Raw genomic sequence first — 18949 nt, forward strand, 5'->3', positions numbered from 1 at the left:
AGGTCAGTACCCATGCAACATGCCCTGCACGCCTTCGATCGCCGGCAAGCGGGCTCCTGCGGAGCCTGCCGGCGATCACCTTCCCACTGCCTTACTGCTGGTTTTCCTGCTCGGTGAACAGGTCGCTGAACAGCATGCTCGACAGATAACGTTCACCCGAATCCGGCAGCACCACCACTATGGTCTTGCCTTGCATCTCGGGGGTTTCCGCCAGGCGCACCGCCACCGCCATCGCCGCGCCGCAGGAGATGCCACAGAGGATCCCCTCCTCCTGCATCAGGCGCAGGGCCATGGCCTTGGATTCCTCGTCGCTCGCCAGCTCGACCCGGTCGACCATCGACAGGTCGAGATTGCTCGGCACAAAACCGGCACCGATGCCCTGGATCTTGTGCGGGCTGGGCTTGATCTCTTCGCCGGCCAGCTTCTGGGTGATCACCGGCGAGACGCTCGGCTCCACCGCCACCGACAGGATAGGTTTGCCCTGGGTCTTCTTGATGTAACGGGAAACCCCGGTGATGGTGCCGCCGGTGCCGACGCCCGCCACCAGCACGTCCACCGCGCCATCGGTGTCATTCCAGATTTCCGGACCGGTGGTTTTCTCGTGGATCGCCGGGTTGGCCGGGTTATCGAACTGCTGCGGCATGAAGTATTTGTCAGGATCGCTGGCGAGGATTTGCGCGGCCTTCTCGATCGCCCCTTTCATGCCCTTGGCCGGCTCGGTCAGCACCAGTTCGGCCCCCAGGGCCTTGAGCACCTTGCGCCGCTCGATGCTCATCGACGCCGGCATGGTCAGGACCAACTTATAGCCACGGGCCGCGGCGACGAAGGCCAGGCCGATGCCGGTGTTACCCGAGGTCGGTTCGATGATGGTCATGCCCGGCTTGAGTTTGCCGCTGCTTTCCGCGTCCCAGATCATGTTCGCGCCGATCCGGCACTTCACCGAATAACCCGGGTTGCGCCCTTCGATCTTGGCCAGGATGGTGACGCCGCGGGGCGCGATGCGGTTGATCTGCACCAGCGGCGTATTGCCGATGGAATGGGCGTTGTCAACGAAAATGCGGCTCATGGCTGGGTCCTTGTACAGCGTGAAAGGAAGTCTTCAAGGGTATGCCTCGCACCCATGAGCGTCCAGTCGGGACGAACGTCTGCGATGCCGGGGAGTCAATCGCTATAAGGCACATGGCTGGAGACTCACGCTCATGAAACGTCGCTACAGTTGGCCCCTGTGGACCCTCGCCGGGGTGCTGGTGCTGCTGGTTGCCCTGCACATCGCCCTGCCCTATCTGGTGCGCGATTACCTCAATGACCGGCTCGCCAACATGGGCGACTACCGCGGCCAGATCGCCGATGTCGACCTGGCCCTGTGGCGCGGTGCCTACCGGATCAACGGCCTGAAAATCGTCAAGGTCGACGGCAAGGTGCCGGTGCCGTTCGTCAATGCACCGCTGGTCGATCTGTCAGTGAGCTGGCGCTCCCTGTGGTACGACCATGCGGTGGTGGCCGAAGTGCAATTCGTAGGGCCGCAGGTCAACTTCGTCGACGGTGCCAACAAACAGAACTCGCAAACCGGTGAAGGCACCGACTGGCGGGCCCAGCTGAACAAACTGCTGCCCATCACCCTCAACGAAGTACAGGTCAGCGACGGCAAGATCAGTTTCCGTAACTTCAACTCCAAACCGCCGGTGAACATGAGCGCCACCCAGGTCAACGCCAGCGCCTACAACCTGACCAACGTGGTCGACACCCAAGGCAAACGCGACGCCCGCCTCGAAGGCAAGGCCCTGCTGCTGGGCCATGCGCCCCTGGAAACCAACGCCACCTTCGACCCACTGAGCGACTTCCAGGACTTCGAGTTCCGCCTGCGCGTGCAGGATATCGAACTCAAGCGCTTGAACGACTTCGCCGCCGCCTATGGCAAATTCGACTTCAACGCCGGCCACGGCGACCTGGTGATCGAAGCCGAAGCCAACAAGGGCCAGCTCACCGGCTATATCAAGCCGCTGCTGCGCGATGTCGATGTGTTCAATTGGCAACAGGATGTCGAGAACAAGGACAAAGGGATATTCCGTTCGATCTGGGAAGCCCTGGTGGGGGTCAGCGAAACCGTGCTGAAAAACCAGGGGAAAAACCAGTTCGCTACCCGGGTCGAACTCAAAGGCAGCGTACATCAGCGTGATATCAGCGCATTCCAGGCTTTTTTGCAGATTTTACGCAATGGTTTCATCGAGGCCTTCAATGCCCAGTATGAGCGTCCCAAACCATCCACTGACTGAGTCACCACGTGACGCCCCATTCAGAGACTGAATGGGGCGTCTGCGTTCACAGTCGGCCGGGCGGCGCGCTATAGTCGGCCATTCGTGTTTTATTCTTCCGACCTGCTCGATGCACGTCGGCGTTACCGTTCGAGGAATTGCAGATGAAGTTCGAAGGCACCAGCGCGTACGTCGCCACCGATGACCTGAAGCTGGCAGTCAATGCCGCCATCACCCTGGAGCGGCCGCTGCTGGTCAAGGGCGAACCGGGCACCGGCAAGACCATGCTCGCCGAGCAACTGGCCGAGTCCTTCGGTGCCAGGCTGATCACCTGGCACATCAAGTCCACCACCAAGGCTCACCAGGGCCTGTACGAATACGACGCGGTGAGCCGCCTGCGCGATTCGCAGCTGGGCGTGGACAAGGTGCATGACATCCGCAACTACCTGAAGAAGGGCAAGCTGTGGGAGGCCTTCGAATCCGAGGAGCGGGTGATCCTGCTGATCGACGAGATCGACAAGGCCGACATCGAGTTCCCCAACGACCTGTTGCAGGAACTCGACAAGATGGAGTTCTACGTCTACGAAATCGACGAGACCATCAAGGCCAAACAGCGCCCGATCATCATCATTACCTCCAACAACGAGAAAGAGCTGCCGGACGCTTTCCTGCGCCGCTGCTTCTTCCACTACATCGCCTTCCCCGACCGCACCACCCTGCAGAAAATCGTCGACGTGCACTACCCGGACATCAAGAAAGACCTGGTCAGCGAAGCGCTGGACGTGTTCTTCGACGTGCGCAAGGTGCCGGGCCTGAAGAAGAAGCCTTCGACCTCCGAGCTGGTGGACTGGCTCAAGCTGCTGATGGCCGACAACATCGGCGAAGCGGTGCTGCGCGAACGTGATCCGACCAAGGCCATCCCGCCGCTGGCCGGCGCCTTGGTGAAGAACGAGCAGGATGTACAACTGCTCGAACGCCTGGCATTCATGAGCCGTCGTGGCACCCGCTGAGAGGGCATTGTCATGTTGCTCAACCTGTTCAATGAAATGCGTGCCGCCAAGGTTCCGGTGTCGGTGCGCGAGCTGCTCGACCTGATCAACGCGCTCAAGCAGCGCGTGACCTTCGCCGACATGGACGAGTTCTATTACCTGTCCCGGGCGATCCTGGTGAAGGACGAACGGCACTTCGACAAGTTCGACCGCGCGTTCGGCGCCTACTTCAACGGCCTGGAAAAACTCGACGACCACCTGCAGGCACTGATCCCCGAGGATTGGTTGCGCAAGGAGTTCGAGCGCTCGCTGACCGATGAGGAACGGGCGCAGATCCAGTCCCTCGGCGGCCTGGACAAGCTGATCGAAGAGTTCAAGAAGCGCCTGGAAGAACAGAAGGAACGCCATGCCGGCGGCAACAAGTGGATCGGCACCGGCGGCACCAGCCCCTTCGGCTCCGGCGGTTTCAACCCGGAAGGCATCCGCGTCGGCGATGCCGGCAAGCGCCAGGCCAAGGCGGTCAAGGTCTGGGACCAGCGCGAGTACAAGAACCTCGACGACTCGGTGGAACTGGGCACGCGCAACATCAAGGTGGCCCTGCGCCGCCTGCGCAAGTTCGCCCGCCAGGGCGCGGCGGACGAGCTGGACATCGACGGCACCATCGACCACACCGCCCGCGACGCCGGCCTGCTGAACATCCAGATGCGCCCGGAACGACGCAACAGCATCAAGCTGCTGTTGCTGTTCGATATCGGCGGCTCCATGGATGCCCATGTGAAGATCTGCGAGGAGCTGTTCTCGGCCTGCAAGACCGAGTTCAAGCACCTGGAGTACTACTACTTCCACAATTTCATCTATGAATCGGTGTGGAAGAACAACCTGCGCCGCGGCTCGGAACGCACCTCGACCCAGGACGTGCTGCACAAGTACGGCGCCGACTACAAAGTGATCTTCGTCGGCGACGCCGCCATGGCGCCCTACGAAATCACCCAGGCCGGCGGCAGCGTCGAGCACTGGAACGAAGAAGCCGGTTATGTGTGGATGCAGCGCTTCATGGAGAAGTACAAGAAGCTCATCTGGATCAACCCCTACCCGAAAGACACCTGGGGCTACACCGCCTCGACCAACATCGTGCGCGAGCTGATCGAAGACCAGATGTACCCGCTGACCTTGCGCGGCCTGGAAGAAGGGATGCGGTTTCTCTCCAAATAGGATCCCATCCAACGCGATCCCTGTAGCCGCTGCCGCAGGCTGCGATCGGCTTGGGCGGCACTCCGACGAAGCAGACGCGCTCTTGAGTCCGCTTGAAGGCCCTTCGGGCCTTATCGCAGCCTGCGGCAGCGGCTACATCGGTTCAGACAAACCGCCGTAAAAACTCGATCTGCTGCCGATACGCCGTCTCCTGCACCACCGGCGTCAGGCGCACTTCGCTGCCCGGCAGGCATTGCGCCAGCCGCGCCAGCGCCAGGGGCGTCAAGGCCCCCAGCCGTGGATACCCGCCAATGGTCTGCCGGTCGTTGAGCAGCACGATCGGCTGGCCGTCCGGTGGCACCTGGATCGCCCCCAGGGGAATACCCTCGGAGATCATCGGCGCCCCTTGATAACGCAGTGACGGCCCCAGCAGGCGCATGCCCATGCGGTCGGCGCGGCTGTCCAGGGTCCAGGCACTGTTGAAGGCATCGAACAGGCTCTGCCCGCTGAACTGGCCGATCTGCGCCCCGAGAATCACCTCCAGCGGCGCCTTCGATTGCAGGTCCGGCAGTTGCTTGCCCGACAGCGCCTTGAGGTTCGTCCCTGCCCCGCAATACTCCAGCCGCGCGCCCGCGGCCAGTGGCCGGCCGAAGCCGTCGAGCCCGCCCAGTTCCTCGCGGACCACGCTGGCGCAACTGCCCAGCACCTTGGGCGCATTGAAACCGCCGGGCGCCGCCAGGTAGGCCCGCGCCCCCTGGTACGGCTGGGTGAAACGCAACCGCTGGCCTTTTTGCAGGATAAAGCTGCGCCCCGGGCTGAGCGGACGCTCGTCGATACAGGCCCCCAGGTCGGCGCCCGCCAGCGCCAGCAGGCACAGTTCCTCGGCGACCACGCTGAAACCGCCCAGGGTGATCTCGATCACCGGCGCATCCAGGGCGTTGCCCAGCAGCCAGTTGGCCCAGGACATCGACACCCAGTCCAGCGCGCCGCCCTGGGTCACGCCCAGGTGCCGCACGCCAAAGCGACCGGCATCCTGCAACAGGCACAAGGGCGTACTGGCTTCGATCGTCAGGCGGCTCATGCCAGTGCCTCCGGAAGTGGCGTGTCGTCACCGCCCAGGCGGATGAATTCGGCGTGGTCCACCGCGGCGAAACGCACACTGTCGCCCGGTTGCATCAGGCTGTAGCCATCGCGCTCGCGATCGAACAGGCGGCTCGGCGTACGTCCGATCAGGTTCCAGCCCCCCGGCGACACCACCGGATAAGCCGCGGTCTGCCGTTCGGCAATGCCCACGCTACCGGCCGCCACCCGCTTGCGTGGGGTATCCAGGCGCGGCGCGGCCAGCACTTCGTCCACCAGCCCCATAAAGGCGAAACCCGGGGCGAAACCCAGGGCGAACACCTGGTATTCACGCTCGCTGTGGCAACGGATCACCTCGTTCACCGATAGGCCGCTGCGCCGCGACAACAGGCTCAGCTCCGGGCCGACGCTGAGGTCGTACCAGACCGGCAGCACATGGCGCTGGCCGCCAGTGCGCGAGTCGGGAGTCAGGTCGGTCAGCGCCAGATCGATCAGTTCCCGCGCCTGGGACGGGCTCAGGGCAGTCAGGTCGTAGTGCACCATCAGCGTGGTATAGGACGGCACCAGATCGATCAACTGCCCGCCGAAGGCCGCCCGCAGGCGCTCGCTGGCAGCGAGCATCCACGGCATGTTGGCCTCGGCGATGGCATCGAACAGGCGCACCATCAGGCAATCGATGGCCACCACTTCAAGGCGTATTTTCATGCTGGCAACTGCGCAAGGGCCGCACGGATACGCTGCACGGCGGCCACCGAACTGGCGTTGTCGCCGTGCACGCACAGGGTATTGGCCTGCAGGTGCAAGGCGCTGCCGTCGCTGGCCAGCAGCGCGTCGCCGCGGGCGATGGTCAGCGCTTGGGCGATGATCTTTTCCGGTTCGTGATGCACCGCCCCCGGCAGTTGCCGCGACACCAGATGGCCGGCGTTGTCGTAGGCACGGTCGGCGAAGGCTTCGAACCACAGGGTCACGCCGAACTCGTCGCCCAGGGCCTGGGCCGCGCCGTTGTCACGGGTGGCCATCAACATCAGCGGCAATGTCTTGTCGTAGGCGGCAACCGCCTGGATCACCGCGCGCAACTGCGCCGGGTTGGCCATCATGTCGTTGTACATGGCGCCATGGGGTTTGACGTAGCTCACCCGAGTGCCCTGGGCCCGGCAGATGCCGTCGAGGGCGCCGATCTGGTAGTGCAGCAGGTCCTGCAGTTCCTGGGCGCCGTAGGCCATGGAGCGGCGGCCGAAACCGGCCAGGTCCTGGTACGCCGGGTGCGCGCCGATGCGCACGCCATTGGCCAGGGCCAGGCTGACGGTCTTGCGCATGATGCTCGGGTCGCCGGCGTGGAAACCGCAGGCGATGTTGGCGCAATCGATGAATGGCATCACCTCGGCATCCAGGCCCATGGTCCAGTTGCCAAAGCTTTCGCCGATGTCGCAATTCAATAACAGGCGGCTCACGGTCAGTGCTCCTGTAGCGTTTGTCATGTTGGCTGCGGGGATCACGCGGGATGCCCACAGATTATCAGTTAGCGCGCTTCGAGTTGTTTGCCACGGGTTTCCGGCAGGCTCAGGGCCGCCAGGACCACGATGCCGTAGGACACAGCGGCGAAGGTGCCGATGGCCGCGCCCAGCGGGATGTGCTGGCTGAGCAGCCCGATCAGCAGCGGGAACAGGGCCGCCAGCGCCCGGCCACTGTTGTAGCAGAAGCCCTGGCCCGAACCGCGGATCCGCGTGGGGAACAGCTCCGTCAGGAAGGCGCCCATGCCGCTGAAGATCCCCGAAGCGAAGAAGCCCAGGGGAAAGCCCAGCCACAGCATCACCGCGTTGCTCACCGGCATTTGCGTGTAGAGCAGGACGATGGTGAACGAGCCGGCGGCGAACAGGACGAAGTTCTTCTTGCGCCCGAGAATGTCGGTCAGATAGGCGCTGATCACATAGCCCACATAAGAACCGAAGATCACCATCGCCAGGTAGCCGCCGGTGCTCAGAACGCTCAAGCCGCGCTCGGTCTTGAGGAAGGTCGGCAGCCAGAACGTGATGGCGTAATAGCCGCCCTGGGCGCCGGCCGCGAGCAGCGACGCGCGCAGGGTGGTGCTGAGAATGCCGGGGGCGAAAATCTCGTAGAAGCGCGAGGGGTTGTCGGGCACTTCCCGGGCCCGGGTTTGTCGGTAGATTTCCGGGTCCTTGACCAGGCGACGGACGAAGATCACGAAGATCGCCGGCAGGATGCCCAGCAGGAACAAGGCGCGCCAGGCGTCTTCCGGCGGCAGCAGGGAATACATCAGCGCATAGAGCAGTGCCGTGATGCCCCAGCCCAAGGCCCAGCCGGACTGCACCATGCCCACCGCCTTGCCGCGGTTTTCCGCGCGGATCACTTCGCCGATCAGCACCGCGCCGGCGGTCCACTCGCCGCCGAAACCGAAGCCCATCAGGGTCCGGGCGATCAGCAGTTGCTCGTAGTTCTGCGCCAGGCCACACAGGAAGGTGAAGAAGGCGAACCAGAGCACGGTCAGTTGCAGGGTGCGAACCCGGCCGATGCGATCGGACAGGATGCCGGCGATCCAGCCGCCCAGGGCGGAAGCCAGCAAGGTGCTGGTGTGGATCAGGCCGGCCTCGGCGGAGCTGATGCCCCACAGCGCAATCAGGGTCGGGATGACGAAGCTGAGCATCTGGGTGTCCATGCCATCCAGGCCGTAACCGGCCTTGCAGCTCCAGAACGTGCGGCGTTCCTGCTGGTTGATGTCGCGGTACCAGTCGAAGGGGCCGGCGCGGCCTTTGGCCTTGCTGGCGGCGAGCGTGTCGGGCGCACTCATGGCAAATCTCCACCTTATTAATATTGTTCTGGGTCCCGACGACGCTTATCGTGAGACGCAGCGATTTTTGGCGCCCGCGCCCTGCTCCGTCCAACTAATAAAAACCGCCTCCAGACATAAGAAAAGTTGATCGCATGAACCTCAAGTTTCTTGAAACCTTTGTCTGGGTGGCGCGCCTGAAAAGCTTTCGCCTGACCGCCGACAAACTCTTCACCACCCAGGCGTCGATCTCCAGCCGCATCGCCGTGCTCGAGGGCGAGCTCGGGGTCAAGCTGTTCCTGCGCGACTCGCGCGGCGTGAGCCTGACCCCGGAAGGCCTCAAGGTGCTCGACTATGCCGAGCAGATGATGGACACCATGCAGGCGCTCAAACAGTCGATCGAGACCCGTTCGAGCAAGGTCGGGCGGATTCGCATCGGCGTCATGGACACGGTGATCCACACCTGGCTCAGCCCCCTGGTGGCGCGGATGATGGACAGCTATCCCCAGGTGGAAATCGAGCTGGTGGCCGACACCTCGCTGAACCTCTGCGACCAGTTGCAGAAAGGCTTTCTCGACCTGGTGCTGCAAACCGACCTGCTGCGCCAGGAATCCATTCGCAGCCTGGAACTGGCCAGCCACCCGATGGGCTGGATAGTCGCCAGCCACTCGATCTACAACCGCGAGTACGCCAACCTGGCCGAGCTGGCCCGGGAACGCATCATCACCTACTCGAAGAACTCCCTGCCGCACCAGGAAGTGCTGAGCCTGATGCAGGCCAACGGGGTGAGCGCGCCACGGCTCAACTGCGTGAACTCGGTGTCGGCCATTACCCGCCTGCTGCGCGACGGTTTTGGCATCGGCGCCTTGCCGCCGGTGCTGGTCAGCGAGGAACTGGCGCGCGGCGAACTGACCCTGCTGGCCATCGACCAGCGCCCGCCGAACCTGCAGGTGGTGGTGTCATGGCGGGTGGGGGTCGAACTGGTGGAAGAGGTGGTGGTGCTGTGCCAGCAAGTGCTGGAGCGTTATGCGCAAAAGGTCGGCGAGAACTACATCGTCCTGGCGGGCTGATCCGCCGCGAATGCTTTTGTAGCCGCTGCCGCAGCTGCGATCGCGGGCGCAGCCTGCGTGAACCGGCTCGATGAGCATTTGTGATGCCAGCCATCTTTGCGGTTGCTGCGCAACCGATCGCAGCCTGCGGCAGCGGCTACAGGGATCGCGGCGTCCGTGTAGCCGCTGCCGAGGCTGCGAACGGCAACGCAGTTGCCGCACAACCTGCATCCGCGATCTGCCTGGAAAAACGCGTCGGCTGGTTTACGACGGCTGCGCCGTCGATCGCAGCCTACGGCAGCGGCTACGGTCACAAACCCTTCAAGTCACGCTCTTCGATCGGCCGGCTCTGGCGCAGGCGCTTGCCGCCGAGCACCACCCAGTCGATCAGGCGATACAGGCATTCCAGGCCGAACGACAGCAGCAAGGCGCCGCTCATGGCCCAGATCATCGCTTGCGGGGTCAGCAGGATCTGGTAGCTGTAGCCATTCCAGGTTTCCTGGCGGATATCCGGGTCGGCGGCCAGCACCACTTGCAGCAGGCGGATGTACCACGGGCCCTGCATGGCCTGGAACTGCTTGTCCAGGGCGCGCTGGCGAACCAGCAGATTGCCCAGGCTGTCGGCGTCGCTGCGAAACACCGGATCGTCGCTGGCCCCATAGTGGGCGACCAGCGCCTGCAGATCGCCCTTGAAGAACTGGTTGGCGGTGCCCTGAAACCCTTGCAGGCCGGCCTGGGCCTCGATCAGGTGAGCCTCGACGCGCTTGGCGTAATCGCTGATGAAACCCGGCACCTGTACACCGATCAACAGGCCCGCCGCAAACAGCACCAGCCGCAGATAACTGAGCAACATAGGGGATGTCCTTATTCGGTCTGGCCGTGCAGGACGCATTCACCGCGCCGCCACAGGCTCCATTGGCCCGGCTCGTAGCGAGTCCAGGTTTCGTTTTCGGTCAAAGGTTCGGTGGCGATCACCGTCACCACGTCGTTGGGCGTGGTTTCCGCCTGGAAGTCGACGATCACATCGACATCCTTCAGGCGGGCCGGGCCAAAGGGCGCGCGGCGGGTGATCTGCGCCAGCTTGGTCGAGCAATAGCAGAACAGCCAGTCGCCATCGCTGAGCAGGCAGTTGAACACGCCCTTGCCGCGATATTCGGCGCAGGCGGCCACCAGCGACGGTAGCAGTTCCTCGACTTCCACCGGCTCGGGAAAGGCTTCGCGCACCCGGTTGAGCAGGTCGCAGAAAGCCGCTTCGCTGTCGGTATCGCCCACCGGACGATAGAAGCTGGTGGGAGGCTGGAAGTCCGCCAGCTGGCCGTTGTGGGCGAAACACCAGTTGCGCCCCCACAGCTCGCGCACGAACGGATGGGTGTTGGACAGGCAGACCTTACCGACGTTGGCCTGGCGAATGTGGCCGATCACCACTTCGCTCTTGATCGGGTAGCGCTGCACCAGGTTGGCCACTTCCGACTCACTGCTCGCCGCCGGGTCCTGGAACAGGCGCAGGCCGCGGCCCTCGTAGAAAGCGATGCCCCAGCCGTCGCGATGCGGGCCGGTGCGCCCGCCGCGCTGCATCAGCCCGGTAAAGCTGAACACGATATCGGTCGGTACATTGGCGCTCATGCCCAATAACTCACACATGCTCGGACTCTCGCTTCAATGCGTGTTACAGACGCGGCTCGATCCGCGAACGCTGGGGGTTGCTGGGCACTGGCGGGCGGCCGTAGCGATCGTCGCCGGCGCCGCCGAAAGGCTGGTCGTCCGGCTCTTCGGCACGGGCCGCGGCCTTGGCGGCCTCGGCCTGTTCCTTGCGAGCCGTGGAGGCGCGCTCGATCGGCCAGCGGATCAGGACGAACACCAGGTAGATGCCGAAGGCGATCACGCCGTACATGAACAGGTCGGAGACCGCGCGCCAGGCGTTGTTGCCGACCTTGAACAACATGTCCAGGGCGGTGATGGCCACGGCCGGGGCGAACATCTCCTTGGCCGGGTCGACCACGGTCGGGCTGAACAGCAGCACCGCCACCAGCACTCGCAGCGGCTCGCGCAGCCAGCGCCACATCCAGCGGGTCAGGCGCATCCACACCAGCAGGCAGCCCAAGGCGGCGAAGGCGTAGAGCCCCCAAGCGATCAGATAGTCGTTCTCGGTCATGGTGTCCATGGCAAGGCAGGCAAAGAGGCGCTTATGATAACGGCTTTTCGCATGCCAGGCTGCACCGCCGTCTGCCGCGCCCTTAATTGTCACCGCCCCGAGAGCCCTTCATGCCCGTATCCGCCCACGTCACCAGCGCCCCGATCGCCCGCAAGGCCGAAGGCCCGGACCCGTACGCCTGGCTCCAGGAGCGCGATACCGATGCCGTGCTCGATTACCTGAAGGCCGAAAACAGCTACCAGGAAGCCGCCCTCGCCGACCAGGCGGCGCTGCGTGAAACCCTGTTCCAGGAAATCAAGGGCCGGATCCTCGAGACCGACCTGTCCCTGCCCTCCCCCTGGGGCCCGTACCTGTATTACACCCGCACCACCGCCGGCGACGAATACGCCCGGCACTACCGCTGCCCGCGCCCGGCCGACGACAGCCTGAGCGTCGACGAAAGCCAGGAACAACTGCTGCTGGACCCCAACGAACTGGCCAAGGGTGGTTTCTTCTCCCTCGGCGCCTTCAGCATCAGCCCCGACCACCAGCGCCTGGCCTACAGCCTCGATACCAGCGGCGAAGAGGTCTACACCCTGTTCGTCAAGGAGCTGTCCAGCGGCAAGGTCAGCGAACTGGCGTTCGCCGATTGCGACGGCAGCATGACCTGGGCCAACGACAGCCTGACCCTGTTCTTCGGCGAGCTGGACGACACCCACCGCCCGCACAAGCTGCTGCGTTATCGCCTGGACGGCACCGCCGCCGAAGAGGTGTTCCATGAGCCGGACGGGCGCTTTTTCCTGCATTGCTACCGCTCAAGCTCGGAGAAACAGCTGCTGCTGTCCCTGGGCAGCAAGACCACCAGCGAGGTCTGGGTACTCGACGCGGCGCAGCCGCAGCAGGCCTTTACCTGCCTGGCGCCGCGGGTCGAACACCATGAATACGACGTCGACCACGGCCTGCTCGACGGCCAGTGGACCTGGTTTATCCGCAGCAACCGCGACGGCATCAACTTCGCCCTCTACCAGGCGCCGGACCAGGGCACGGTGCCGGGTGAAGCCGACTGGCAGAACCTGATCCCCCACAGCAATAGCGTGATGCTCGAAGGCCTGAGCCTGAACAGCTCGGCCATGACCCTGAGCCTGCGCGAAGGCGGCCTGCCGATCATCGAGGTGCACCCCGAGGGCCTGCCGGCCTATCGCGTGCAACTGCCGGATGCGGCCTATAGCCTGCATGTGCAGAACAGCCTGGAATTCGTCAGCCAGCGCATCCGCCTGCGCTACGAAGCGCTGAACCGTCCGGCGCAGATCCGCCAGCTGGATCTGGCCGGCGGCGAACAGAAAGTGCTCAAGGAAACCCCGGTGCTCGGCGTGTTCGACCCGGATGCCTATGTCAGCCAGCGCCTGTGGGCGACCGCGGCCGACGGCACCCAGGTGCCGATCAGCCTGGTGATCAAGCGCGAAGCCCTGGGCCGGCCGGCACCGCTGTACCTCTACGGCTACGGCGCCTACGGCGAAAGTCTCGACCCGTGGTTCTCCCATGCGCGCCTGAGCCTGCTGGAGCGCGGCGTGGCCTTCGCCATTGCCCACGTGCGTGGCGGCGGCGAGCTGGGCGAAGCCTGGTACCGCGCCGGCAAGCAGGAACACAAGCAGAACACCTTCAGCGACTTCATCGCCTGCGCCGAACACCTGATCGCCCAGGGCCTGACCACTTCCAAGCAACTGGCCATCAGCGGCGGCAGCGCCGGCGGACTGTTGATCGGTGCGGTGCTCAACCAGCGCCCGGAACTGTTCAAGGCGGCGATTGCCGAGGTGCCGTTCGTCGATGTGCTCAACACCATGCTCGACCCCGAGCTGCCGCTGACCGTCACCGAGTACGACGAATGGGGCAACCCCGAGGAGCCCGAGGTCTACGCGCGGATCAAGGCCTACGCGCCTTATGAGAATGTCGAGGCCAAGGCCTATCCGGCGACCCTGGTGATCGCCGGCTACAACGACAGCCGCGTGCAGTACTGGGAGGCGGCCAAGTGGGTAGCCCGGTTGCGCGCCACCAAGACCGACGACCACCTGCTGCTACTCAAGACCGAGCTCGGCGCCGGCCACGGCGGGATGAGCGGGCGTTACCAGGGATTGCGTGACGTAGCGCTCGAATATGCATTTGTTTTCAAGATTCTGGGCATTGCCTGAGGAACTCCGGCCGGCGCTCCTGTCTTAACCCAGGACCGCCGGCCCCGAGCTATACCGCACCTGCCCGGGACCGCAACAGACACAAGAAAAAGACCGTGACGACATGCCAGAACCTACCTTGTTGAACAATGAAATCCGCGACTGGCTGATGGACTGCGGATTGTTCGATCAGCTCTTGCCGGCCGACTTCAATGCCGCCGCCGGTTACTTCAGCATCAGCAGCATCGCCCAGGGCCAGGAGATCTTCCGCGAAGGCGATGCCGGCAGCTTCATGTGCATCATCCATTCCGGCCAGGTGGCCGTGCAGAAGACCAACAGCGAAGGCGTGTGCGTGACCATCGCCACCCTGCGCAGCGGTCGGGCCTTTGGTGAGATGGCGGTGCTCGATGGCGAGCGGCGTTCGGCCAGTTGCGTGGCCGCCAGCGATTGCCGGTTGCTCAACCTGGGCAAGGACTCGCTGGAGAAAATGCTCAACGACGCGCCGAAGATCGCCGCCAAGATCATCCGCGCCCTCGCCGTGTCACTGTCCAGGCGCCTGCGCATGGCCGACGGGCAGCTGCTGTCGCAACAGGTCTAGCTACCCGGGGTCCTGGTTTTCGTCTCGTTCTGCTGCAACCCTGGCAAGGTCTGGTCCTTAGGCGGCTTGGGCATGTCGATCGGCGGCAGCAATGGCGCACCGCCATGGGCCGTGGCCTTGGGGGTGCTGGGGGGCGTGACTTGCGGATAAGGGGTCGGGGTCGCGGTGCCGGGCGAGCCGGCGGCGGGGACCGGAGTCACGGGCACCGCCTGCAGTTCCTCGGCGTGCACGGCGCTCATCGCGAGCGCCGCACTTAGCAAGAGCGCTGCGCGGGCAATGACCGTTAGAATAGTGCGCTTCATCAATGGCTCCATCGCTATTGTCAGCCCTCAGGCTACTCCCAACCGGGGCGGTTTGCCTTCCTCATTGAGACCCTCATGAAACGTTTCGTTCTGCTGGACACCACCCCGATTCCCGAAAATGGCGGTGCCTTGTGCCTGTTCGAATACGGCGAGGATTTTGTCATCAAGATCCAGGGCGGCGACGGCGGGCAATTGATGAACACCCGCATGCACGGCTCCGAAGACGCCCTGGCGGAGATCCCCTGCCGCAAGGTCGCCGGGCGGCCGAATTCGCGGGTGCTGATCGGCGGCCTGGGCATGGGTTTCACCCTCGCCTCGGCCCTCAAGCACCTGGGCAAGGGTGCTGAAGTGGTGGTCGCCGAACTGGTGCCGGGGGTGGTCGAATGGAACCGCGGACCGCTGGGGGAAAAATCCGGCCGGCCGCTGCTCGACCCGCGCACGGTGATCCGCATGGAGGACGTGGCCAAGGTGCTGCAGGCCGAACCCCAGGGGTTCGACGCGATCATGCTCGACGTCGACAACGGCCCTGAAGGCCTGACCCAGAAGGCCAACAGCTGGCTGTACTCCGCCGCCGGGCTGGCAGCCTGCGCCCGGGCCCTGCGGCCCAAGGGCGTGCTGGCCGTGTGGTCGGCCAGCGCCGACAAGCAATACTCCGACAAGCTGCGCAAGGCCGGCTTCAAGGCTGAGGAAGTGCAAGTCTTCGCCCACGGCAACAAGGGCACCCGCCACACCATCTGGATTGCCGAGAAGCTCAAGGCCTGAGCTAAACTGGGCTCATTACCGTCATTAGTCTTTGCCTAAAGGTGAACCCATGAGTTCGACCAACACTTCCAAGCTCGACCGCATCCTCGCCGACGCCCAGCGCGACCGCGAGATGGGCTACCGCGACAAGGCCCTGAAGATGTACCCGCACGTCTGTGGACGCTGCGCCCGCGAGTTCTCCGGCAAGCGCCTGAGCGAGCTGACCGTGCACCACCGCGACCACAACCACGACAACAACCCGCAGGACGGTTCCAACTGGGAACTGCTGTGCCTGTACTGCCACGACAACGAACACTCGCGCTACACCGACCAGCAGTACTTCGGCGAAGGCTCCCTGAGCACGCCGAAAGTCGCCAAGGCCACCCACAACCCCTTCGCCGCGCTGGCGGGGTTGATGAAGAAAGACGACGAATAACGTCCTCACGGCTGTTTTGTCCGGTCCTTTCTTTCGCGAGCAAGCTCGCTTCTACAGCTCTTGCGTACCTCTGTAGAATCGAGCTTGCTTGCGCTGGCGTCAGCCGGGACGCCGCTATCCACGAGCCTCACGCCCCTCGTCCAATCCCCGTATAATCGCGATTTTTCTCGAAGGCACCCGCTCGTGGCAAACAAAAGGTACAGCTGCATTGGTTTGTATAACCCCAAGTCACCGGAGAACGTCGGTTCGGTGATGCGCGCCGCCGGTTGCTATGGCGTCGCGTCGGTGTTCTACACCGGCAAGCGCTATGAACGGGCCCGCGACTTCGTCACCGACACCAAGAAGGTCCACCAGGACATCCCGCTGATCGGCATCGACGACCTGAAGAAGATCCTGCCCCTGGGCTGCGTGCCGGTGGCGGTGGAACTGGTGGAAGGCGCCCGCTCTCTGCCGGAGTACACCCACCCGGATCGCGCGCTGTACATCTTCGGTCCGGAAGACGGCTCCCTGGACAAGGACATCCGCGACTGGTGCGAAGACGTGGTCTACATCCCGACCACCGGCTGCATGAACCTCGCCGCCACCGTCAACGTGGTGCTCTACGACCGCCTGGCCAAGGGCAACAACACCCGCTCCGGCCCCAAGTTCTGAGCACTGCTTCGAGTTCGCCGCACATTCGATGGAACAAGCGACGCGCCAGCGCAGTCAGCTTTATATCCATCCCCCCTGGAGACAGATCATGAGCGACAGCAAACAACTGGAACCCATCGCAACCACCCCTTTCCAGAGCCCGGCGGAGCAGAACGTACAAGGCTGGGAGCGCATCGGCTCGCTGGCCGGCGGCGTGGTGATGGTCGGCAAGGGCCTGCGCCGTGGCGGTGTGTTCGGCCTGATCCAGGTCGCCATCGGCGGGGTCGCCCTGGCCCGTGGCATCACCGGCCACAGCTCGGCGAAAAGCCTGCTGGAGAAGAGCCGCCAGGATATGAGTAACGTGCGGGCGAAGATCGAGCGTGCCGGCGCGGAGCTGAAAACCCTCAAGGCCAATGCCGAGGCGGCCACCCGTACCGCGACCGTAACCGGCAACGATTCGTTGAAATCGCCCAAGGCCGGGGTTTGATCGGCGGCCTCGAACGCCGCGTTGAATGAACCAGCGCTATCGCGAGCAAGCTCGCTCCTACAGGGGATTGCGCAAAACCTGTAGGAGCGAGCTCGCTCGCGATGACCGCAAAGCGGTCGACTCCACTAATGCAACAAATCGCTGTCGAGCACCTTCGACGAGCCGTCCAGCACGCTCTCGCTGAGCTGGATGAACTCTTTGGTGCTGACACGCTCCAGACGCATCACCGCCCGGGTCACGTCATCCAGCGAACGCTTGTTGCGGGTCTTCAGGCGGATCTCCCGATCCAGTTCCTGCAACAGCAACACCGCCCTGGCCACCACCGGCGCGTCCACCTGTTCGCCACGCAGGCTGCTGACGCCGTGGCCGCTCTTGGCCAACCGAGTCTCCAGGGCCTGGTAACGCTCGTCGCTCATGCCGCCAGCGCGCCGCATCAACTCTATGGCGTAGTACTCCGCCAGGCCCTCGCCGATCCAGTCGCTGCGCTCGCTGTCATTGATCCGGGCAAAGACCTGGATCACTTCGCGCAGCAGCGGGCTGGTGCCGCTCTCGCTGACCAGCGGCAGGCGGCTGTGCAAGAACAGCGAATCGTGCCCGGCCAGGCTGCCGCGCCACATCGGGTCGGCCGCGCCGACGATCAGCAACTTGGTTGGATGACGGGGAAAAGTCGCCTGGATCTGCGGCCAGACGAAGGTCAGCAGGGTCAGCACATCCATGCGTCGCATGCCCTGCCCTTGCGGCGAGGCCACCGTGACTTCGGTTTCCCCCAGCCGGGTGCGGCGGCTGCCCAGGGCGCCGGCCAGCATCCAGCCGGTGGGCCGGTCGAACAGGCGCGCGGGGTTATCGATACGGAAGCGGTTCTTGCCAATCCGTGGCCAGGCGGTCTCCACGCTTTTCCAGCCCGCGGGCAACTCGAACTCCAGGCGCGACACCAGCTCGATGCCGTCCTGCTGGTCGAGCTTCGCCGCCGGCACCAGCGTGTCGCCACGCAACAAGGCCCAATGCGGGGTCATGCGGCTGTCGAAGCTGTCTTTCTTCAGGCTGTGGCTGATTCGCACCCGGTAGCTCAGGCTGGCCTTGCCGCCGGCCGGGCGCCATACGCCGCGCTGTACCGCGGGCGGCTTGGCCGCCCCGGGCTGCCATTGGCCATCGGCCTTGAAGTCGCTGTAATCGCCATGCTTGCCCAGGTTGAAATCCAGGCTGCGTACCGCCGCGCCCTCCGCCAGGGTCAGGCGTACCTCGGCCTGGTCGCTCTGCGGCAACAGGCGCACGTGGTAATCCAGATCGATTTTTTTCGCCGCCCACCCCGGCGCACTGAGCACCAGCAGCCAGCCGGCCAGCGCCAGCCTTGCCCCCACAGCCATACACACTCCTTCGTGAAACAACCTTGAACGCGAGCGCGGCGTACCTTCAGCCGGCGCGGAAAATCAGATGATCTTCCCAGTCTTCCTCGGCCACGCTGCCTTCGGCGAGCATGCGTCCGGATTGGGAAATACGCTCATGGTGCACCGCGTCGCGGTCACCGCACACCAGATGGTGCCAGAGCGGCAGGTCCTTGCCCTCGCTGACCAGGCGATAACCGCAGGTCGGCGGCAGCCATTTGAACTCATCGGCCTTGCCCGGGGTGAGCTGGATACAGTCCGGCACCGAGGCCCGGCGGTTGGCGTAGTCACTGCACTGGCAGGTCTTCAGGTCCAGCAGTTTGCAGGCGATGCGGGTGTAGTAGACGCTGTTGTCTTCTTCATCCTCGAGCTTCTGCAGGCAGCACAGGCCACAACCGTCGCACAACGACTCCCACTCCTCCTGATCGAGTTGTTCGAGGGTTTTGCGGATCCAGAAGGGTTCAACTTTGGCGGCCATGGCTCAGGTAATCGGTATCGGACAGGGAAAAGGCCGCCAGTCTAGTGCCCAAGGCCCCGCGGGCCAAGCGCTGGCGACTGTCGGTAAGGCACTACTTGTCAGGCCGCATGCCGCGCAGTAGCTTTGCCTGTCGCAAAGACCCACGTCCGCGTGCCATTAGCGCTCGACCGCGTCGCACCGGTGAACCGCCCCAGGGTCAGGACAAACCTCATTGCCCAGTTCAACTGCGCTCGCCGGTTTATCCACCTTTCAT

At 64.1% G+C, this 18949-nt stretch carries 21 protein-coding genes; 10 read left to right on the top strand and 11 right to left on the bottom strand.

Features of this window, described 5'->3' with window-relative positions; translation table 11 throughout:
- Positions 1-91: 91 nt before the first annotated feature.
- Positions 92-1066, bottom strand: a complete 975-nt coding sequence (gene cysK, locus J4E58_RS06250; RefSeq protein WP_007926882.1) for a cysteine synthase A — start codon at positions 1064-1066, stop codon at positions 92-94.
- Between the two features lie 133 nt (positions 1067-1199).
- Between cysK and J4E58_RS06255 the strand changes: the two genes are divergently transcribed.
- The 3 genes from J4E58_RS06255 (at position 1200) to J4E58_RS06265 (ending at position 4453) form a co-directional block, all read left to right on the top strand.
- Positions 1200-2273 (top strand): DUF748 domain-containing protein, encoded by a 1074-nt coding sequence (locus J4E58_RS06255; protein ID WP_087089021.1) that lies wholly within the window; start codon positions 1200-1202, stop codon positions 2271-2273.
- 143 nt (positions 2274-2416) lie between these two features.
- On the top strand, positions 2417-3262 hold the full coding sequence (locus tag J4E58_RS06260) for a MoxR family ATPase (protein WP_053260017.1): 846 nt from the start codon (positions 2417-2419) through the stop codon (positions 3260-3262).
- Positions 3263-3274: 12 nt separating this feature from the next.
- The gene (locus J4E58_RS06265) at positions 3275-4453 is read left to right on the top strand and encodes a VWA domain-containing protein (RefSeq protein ID WP_087089023.1); all 1179 of its coding nucleotides are present in this window, start codon (positions 3275-3277) and stop codon (positions 4451-4453) included.
- A 142-nt stretch (positions 4454-4595) separates the two neighbouring features.
- Here the strand turns inward: J4E58_RS06265 and J4E58_RS06270 are convergent, their stop codons facing one another.
- The 4 genes from J4E58_RS06270 to J4E58_RS06285 all read right to left on the bottom strand — a co-directional run bounded on the left by J4E58_RS06270 (position 4596) and on the right by J4E58_RS06285 (position 8318).
- The gene (locus J4E58_RS06270) at positions 4596-5513 is read right to left on the bottom strand and encodes a biotin-dependent carboxyltransferase family protein (RefSeq protein ID WP_087089025.1); all 918 of its coding nucleotides are present in this window, start codon (positions 5511-5513) and stop codon (positions 4596-4598) included.
- Positions 5510-6217, bottom strand: coding sequence for an allophanate hydrolase subunit 1 (locus J4E58_RS06275; RefSeq protein WP_087089027.1), 708 nt, complete (start codon positions 6215-6217; stop codon positions 5510-5512). The genes J4E58_RS06270 and J4E58_RS06275 overlap by 4 nt, the downstream gene beginning before the upstream one ends.
- Entirely contained in the window at positions 6214-6963 is a 750-nt protein-coding gene (locus J4E58_RS06280; protein WP_087089029.1) for a 5-oxoprolinase subunit PxpA, read from the bottom strand. The genes J4E58_RS06275 and J4E58_RS06280 overlap by 4 nt, the downstream gene beginning before the upstream one ends.
- Positions 6964-7031: 68 nt before the next feature.
- On the bottom strand, positions 7032-8318 hold the full coding sequence (locus J4E58_RS06285; protein WP_007926893.1) for an MFS transporter: 1287 nt from the start codon (positions 8316-8318) through the stop codon (positions 7032-7034).
- Positions 8319-8452: 134 nt separating this feature from the next.
- Between J4E58_RS06285 and J4E58_RS06290 the strand changes: the two genes are divergently transcribed.
- Positions 8453-9367 (top strand): LysR family transcriptional regulator, encoded by a 915-nt coding sequence (locus J4E58_RS06290; protein WP_087089031.1) that lies wholly within the window; start codon positions 8453-8455, stop codon positions 9365-9367.
- 289 nt (positions 9368-9656) lie between these two features.
- Here J4E58_RS06290 and J4E58_RS06295 read toward each other — a convergent pair whose 3' ends face one another.
- Genes J4E58_RS06295 through J4E58_RS06305 form a run of 3 tightly spaced genes read right to left on the bottom strand, consistent with a single transcriptional unit; the run spans position 9657 to position 11507 of the window.
- Entirely contained in the window at positions 9657-10199 is a 543-nt protein-coding gene (locus tag J4E58_RS06295; protein ID WP_087089034.1) for a DUF2937 family protein, read from the bottom strand.
- Positions 10200-10210: 11 nt separating this feature from the next.
- Positions 10211-10987 (bottom strand): class II glutamine amidotransferase, encoded by a 777-nt coding sequence (locus tag J4E58_RS06300; protein WP_007926899.1) that lies wholly within the window; start codon positions 10985-10987, stop codon positions 10211-10213.
- Between the two features lie 25 nt (positions 10988-11012).
- Positions 11013-11507 carry an MFS transporter gene (locus J4E58_RS06305; RefSeq protein ID WP_087089036.1) on the bottom strand — a complete coding sequence of 165 codons (495 nt, stop codon included), beginning with the start codon at positions 11505-11507 and terminating at the stop codon, positions 11013-11015.
- Between the two features lie 101 nt (positions 11508-11608).
- Here J4E58_RS06305 and J4E58_RS06310 point away from each other — a divergent pair, with 101 nt between their 5' ends.
- Both J4E58_RS06310 and J4E58_RS06315 read left to right on the top strand, forming a co-directional pair.
- Complete coding sequence (locus tag J4E58_RS06310) at positions 11609-13663, top strand: S9 family peptidase (protein ID WP_087089038.1); 2055 nt, start codon at positions 11609-11611, stop codon at positions 13661-13663.
- A 103-nt stretch (positions 13664-13766) separates the two neighbouring features.
- Positions 13767-14240 (top strand): cyclic nucleotide-binding domain-containing protein, encoded by a 474-nt coding sequence (locus J4E58_RS06315; protein WP_087089040.1) that lies wholly within the window; start codon positions 13767-13769, stop codon positions 14238-14240.
- On the opposite strand, the gene J4E58_RS06320 is transcribed toward J4E58_RS06315, so the two are convergent.
- A complete protein-coding gene (locus J4E58_RS06320; protein WP_007926905.1) occupies positions 14237-14542 on the bottom strand; it encodes a hypothetical protein in 306 nt (101 codons plus the stop codon). The two genes, J4E58_RS06315 and J4E58_RS06320, sit on opposite strands and share 4 nt — an antisense overlap.
- 75 nt (positions 14543-14617) lie before the next feature.
- Between J4E58_RS06320 and J4E58_RS06325 the strand changes: the two genes are divergently transcribed.
- From J4E58_RS06325 to J4E58_RS06340, 4 genes are all read left to right on the top strand, one after another.
- On the top strand, positions 14618-15304 hold the full coding sequence (locus J4E58_RS06325; RefSeq protein WP_063428882.1) for a hypothetical protein: 687 nt from the start codon (positions 14618-14620) through the stop codon (positions 15302-15304).
- Between the two features lie 49 nt (positions 15305-15353).
- Entirely contained in the window at positions 15354-15719 is a 366-nt protein-coding gene (locus J4E58_RS06330) for a YajD family HNH nuclease (RefSeq protein ID WP_007926907.1), read from the top strand.
- Positions 15720-15902: 183 nt separating this feature from the next.
- Positions 15903-16370 carry an RNA methyltransferase gene (locus J4E58_RS06335; RefSeq protein WP_007926908.1) on the top strand — a complete coding sequence of 156 codons (468 nt, stop codon included), beginning with the start codon at positions 15903-15905 and terminating at the stop codon, positions 16368-16370.
- An 88-nt stretch (positions 16371-16458) separates the two neighbouring features.
- The gene (locus J4E58_RS06340) at positions 16459-16836 is read left to right on the top strand and encodes a DUF2892 domain-containing protein (RefSeq protein ID WP_087089042.1); all 378 of its coding nucleotides are present in this window, start codon (positions 16459-16461) and stop codon (positions 16834-16836) included.
- Positions 16837-16961: 125 nt separating this feature from the next.
- On the opposite strand, the gene J4E58_RS06345 is transcribed toward J4E58_RS06340, so the two are convergent.
- Both J4E58_RS06345 and J4E58_RS06350 read right to left on the bottom strand, forming a co-directional pair.
- Complete coding sequence (locus J4E58_RS06345; protein WP_087089044.1) at positions 16962-18200, bottom strand: hypothetical protein; 1239 nt, start codon at positions 18198-18200, stop codon at positions 16962-16964.
- A 46-nt stretch (positions 18201-18246) separates the two neighbouring features.
- Positions 18247-18696 carry a YcgN family cysteine cluster protein gene (locus tag J4E58_RS06350; protein ID WP_007926912.1) on the bottom strand — a complete coding sequence of 150 codons (450 nt, stop codon included), beginning with the start codon at positions 18694-18696 and terminating at the stop codon, positions 18247-18249.
- Positions 18697-18949 lie beyond the last annotated feature (253 nt).

Source organism: Pseudomonas sp. FW305-25 (genome assembly GCF_017351415.1).
Lineage (GTDB): Bacteria > Pseudomonadota > Gammaproteobacteria > Pseudomonadales > Pseudomonadaceae > Aquipseudomonas > Aquipseudomonas chlororaphis.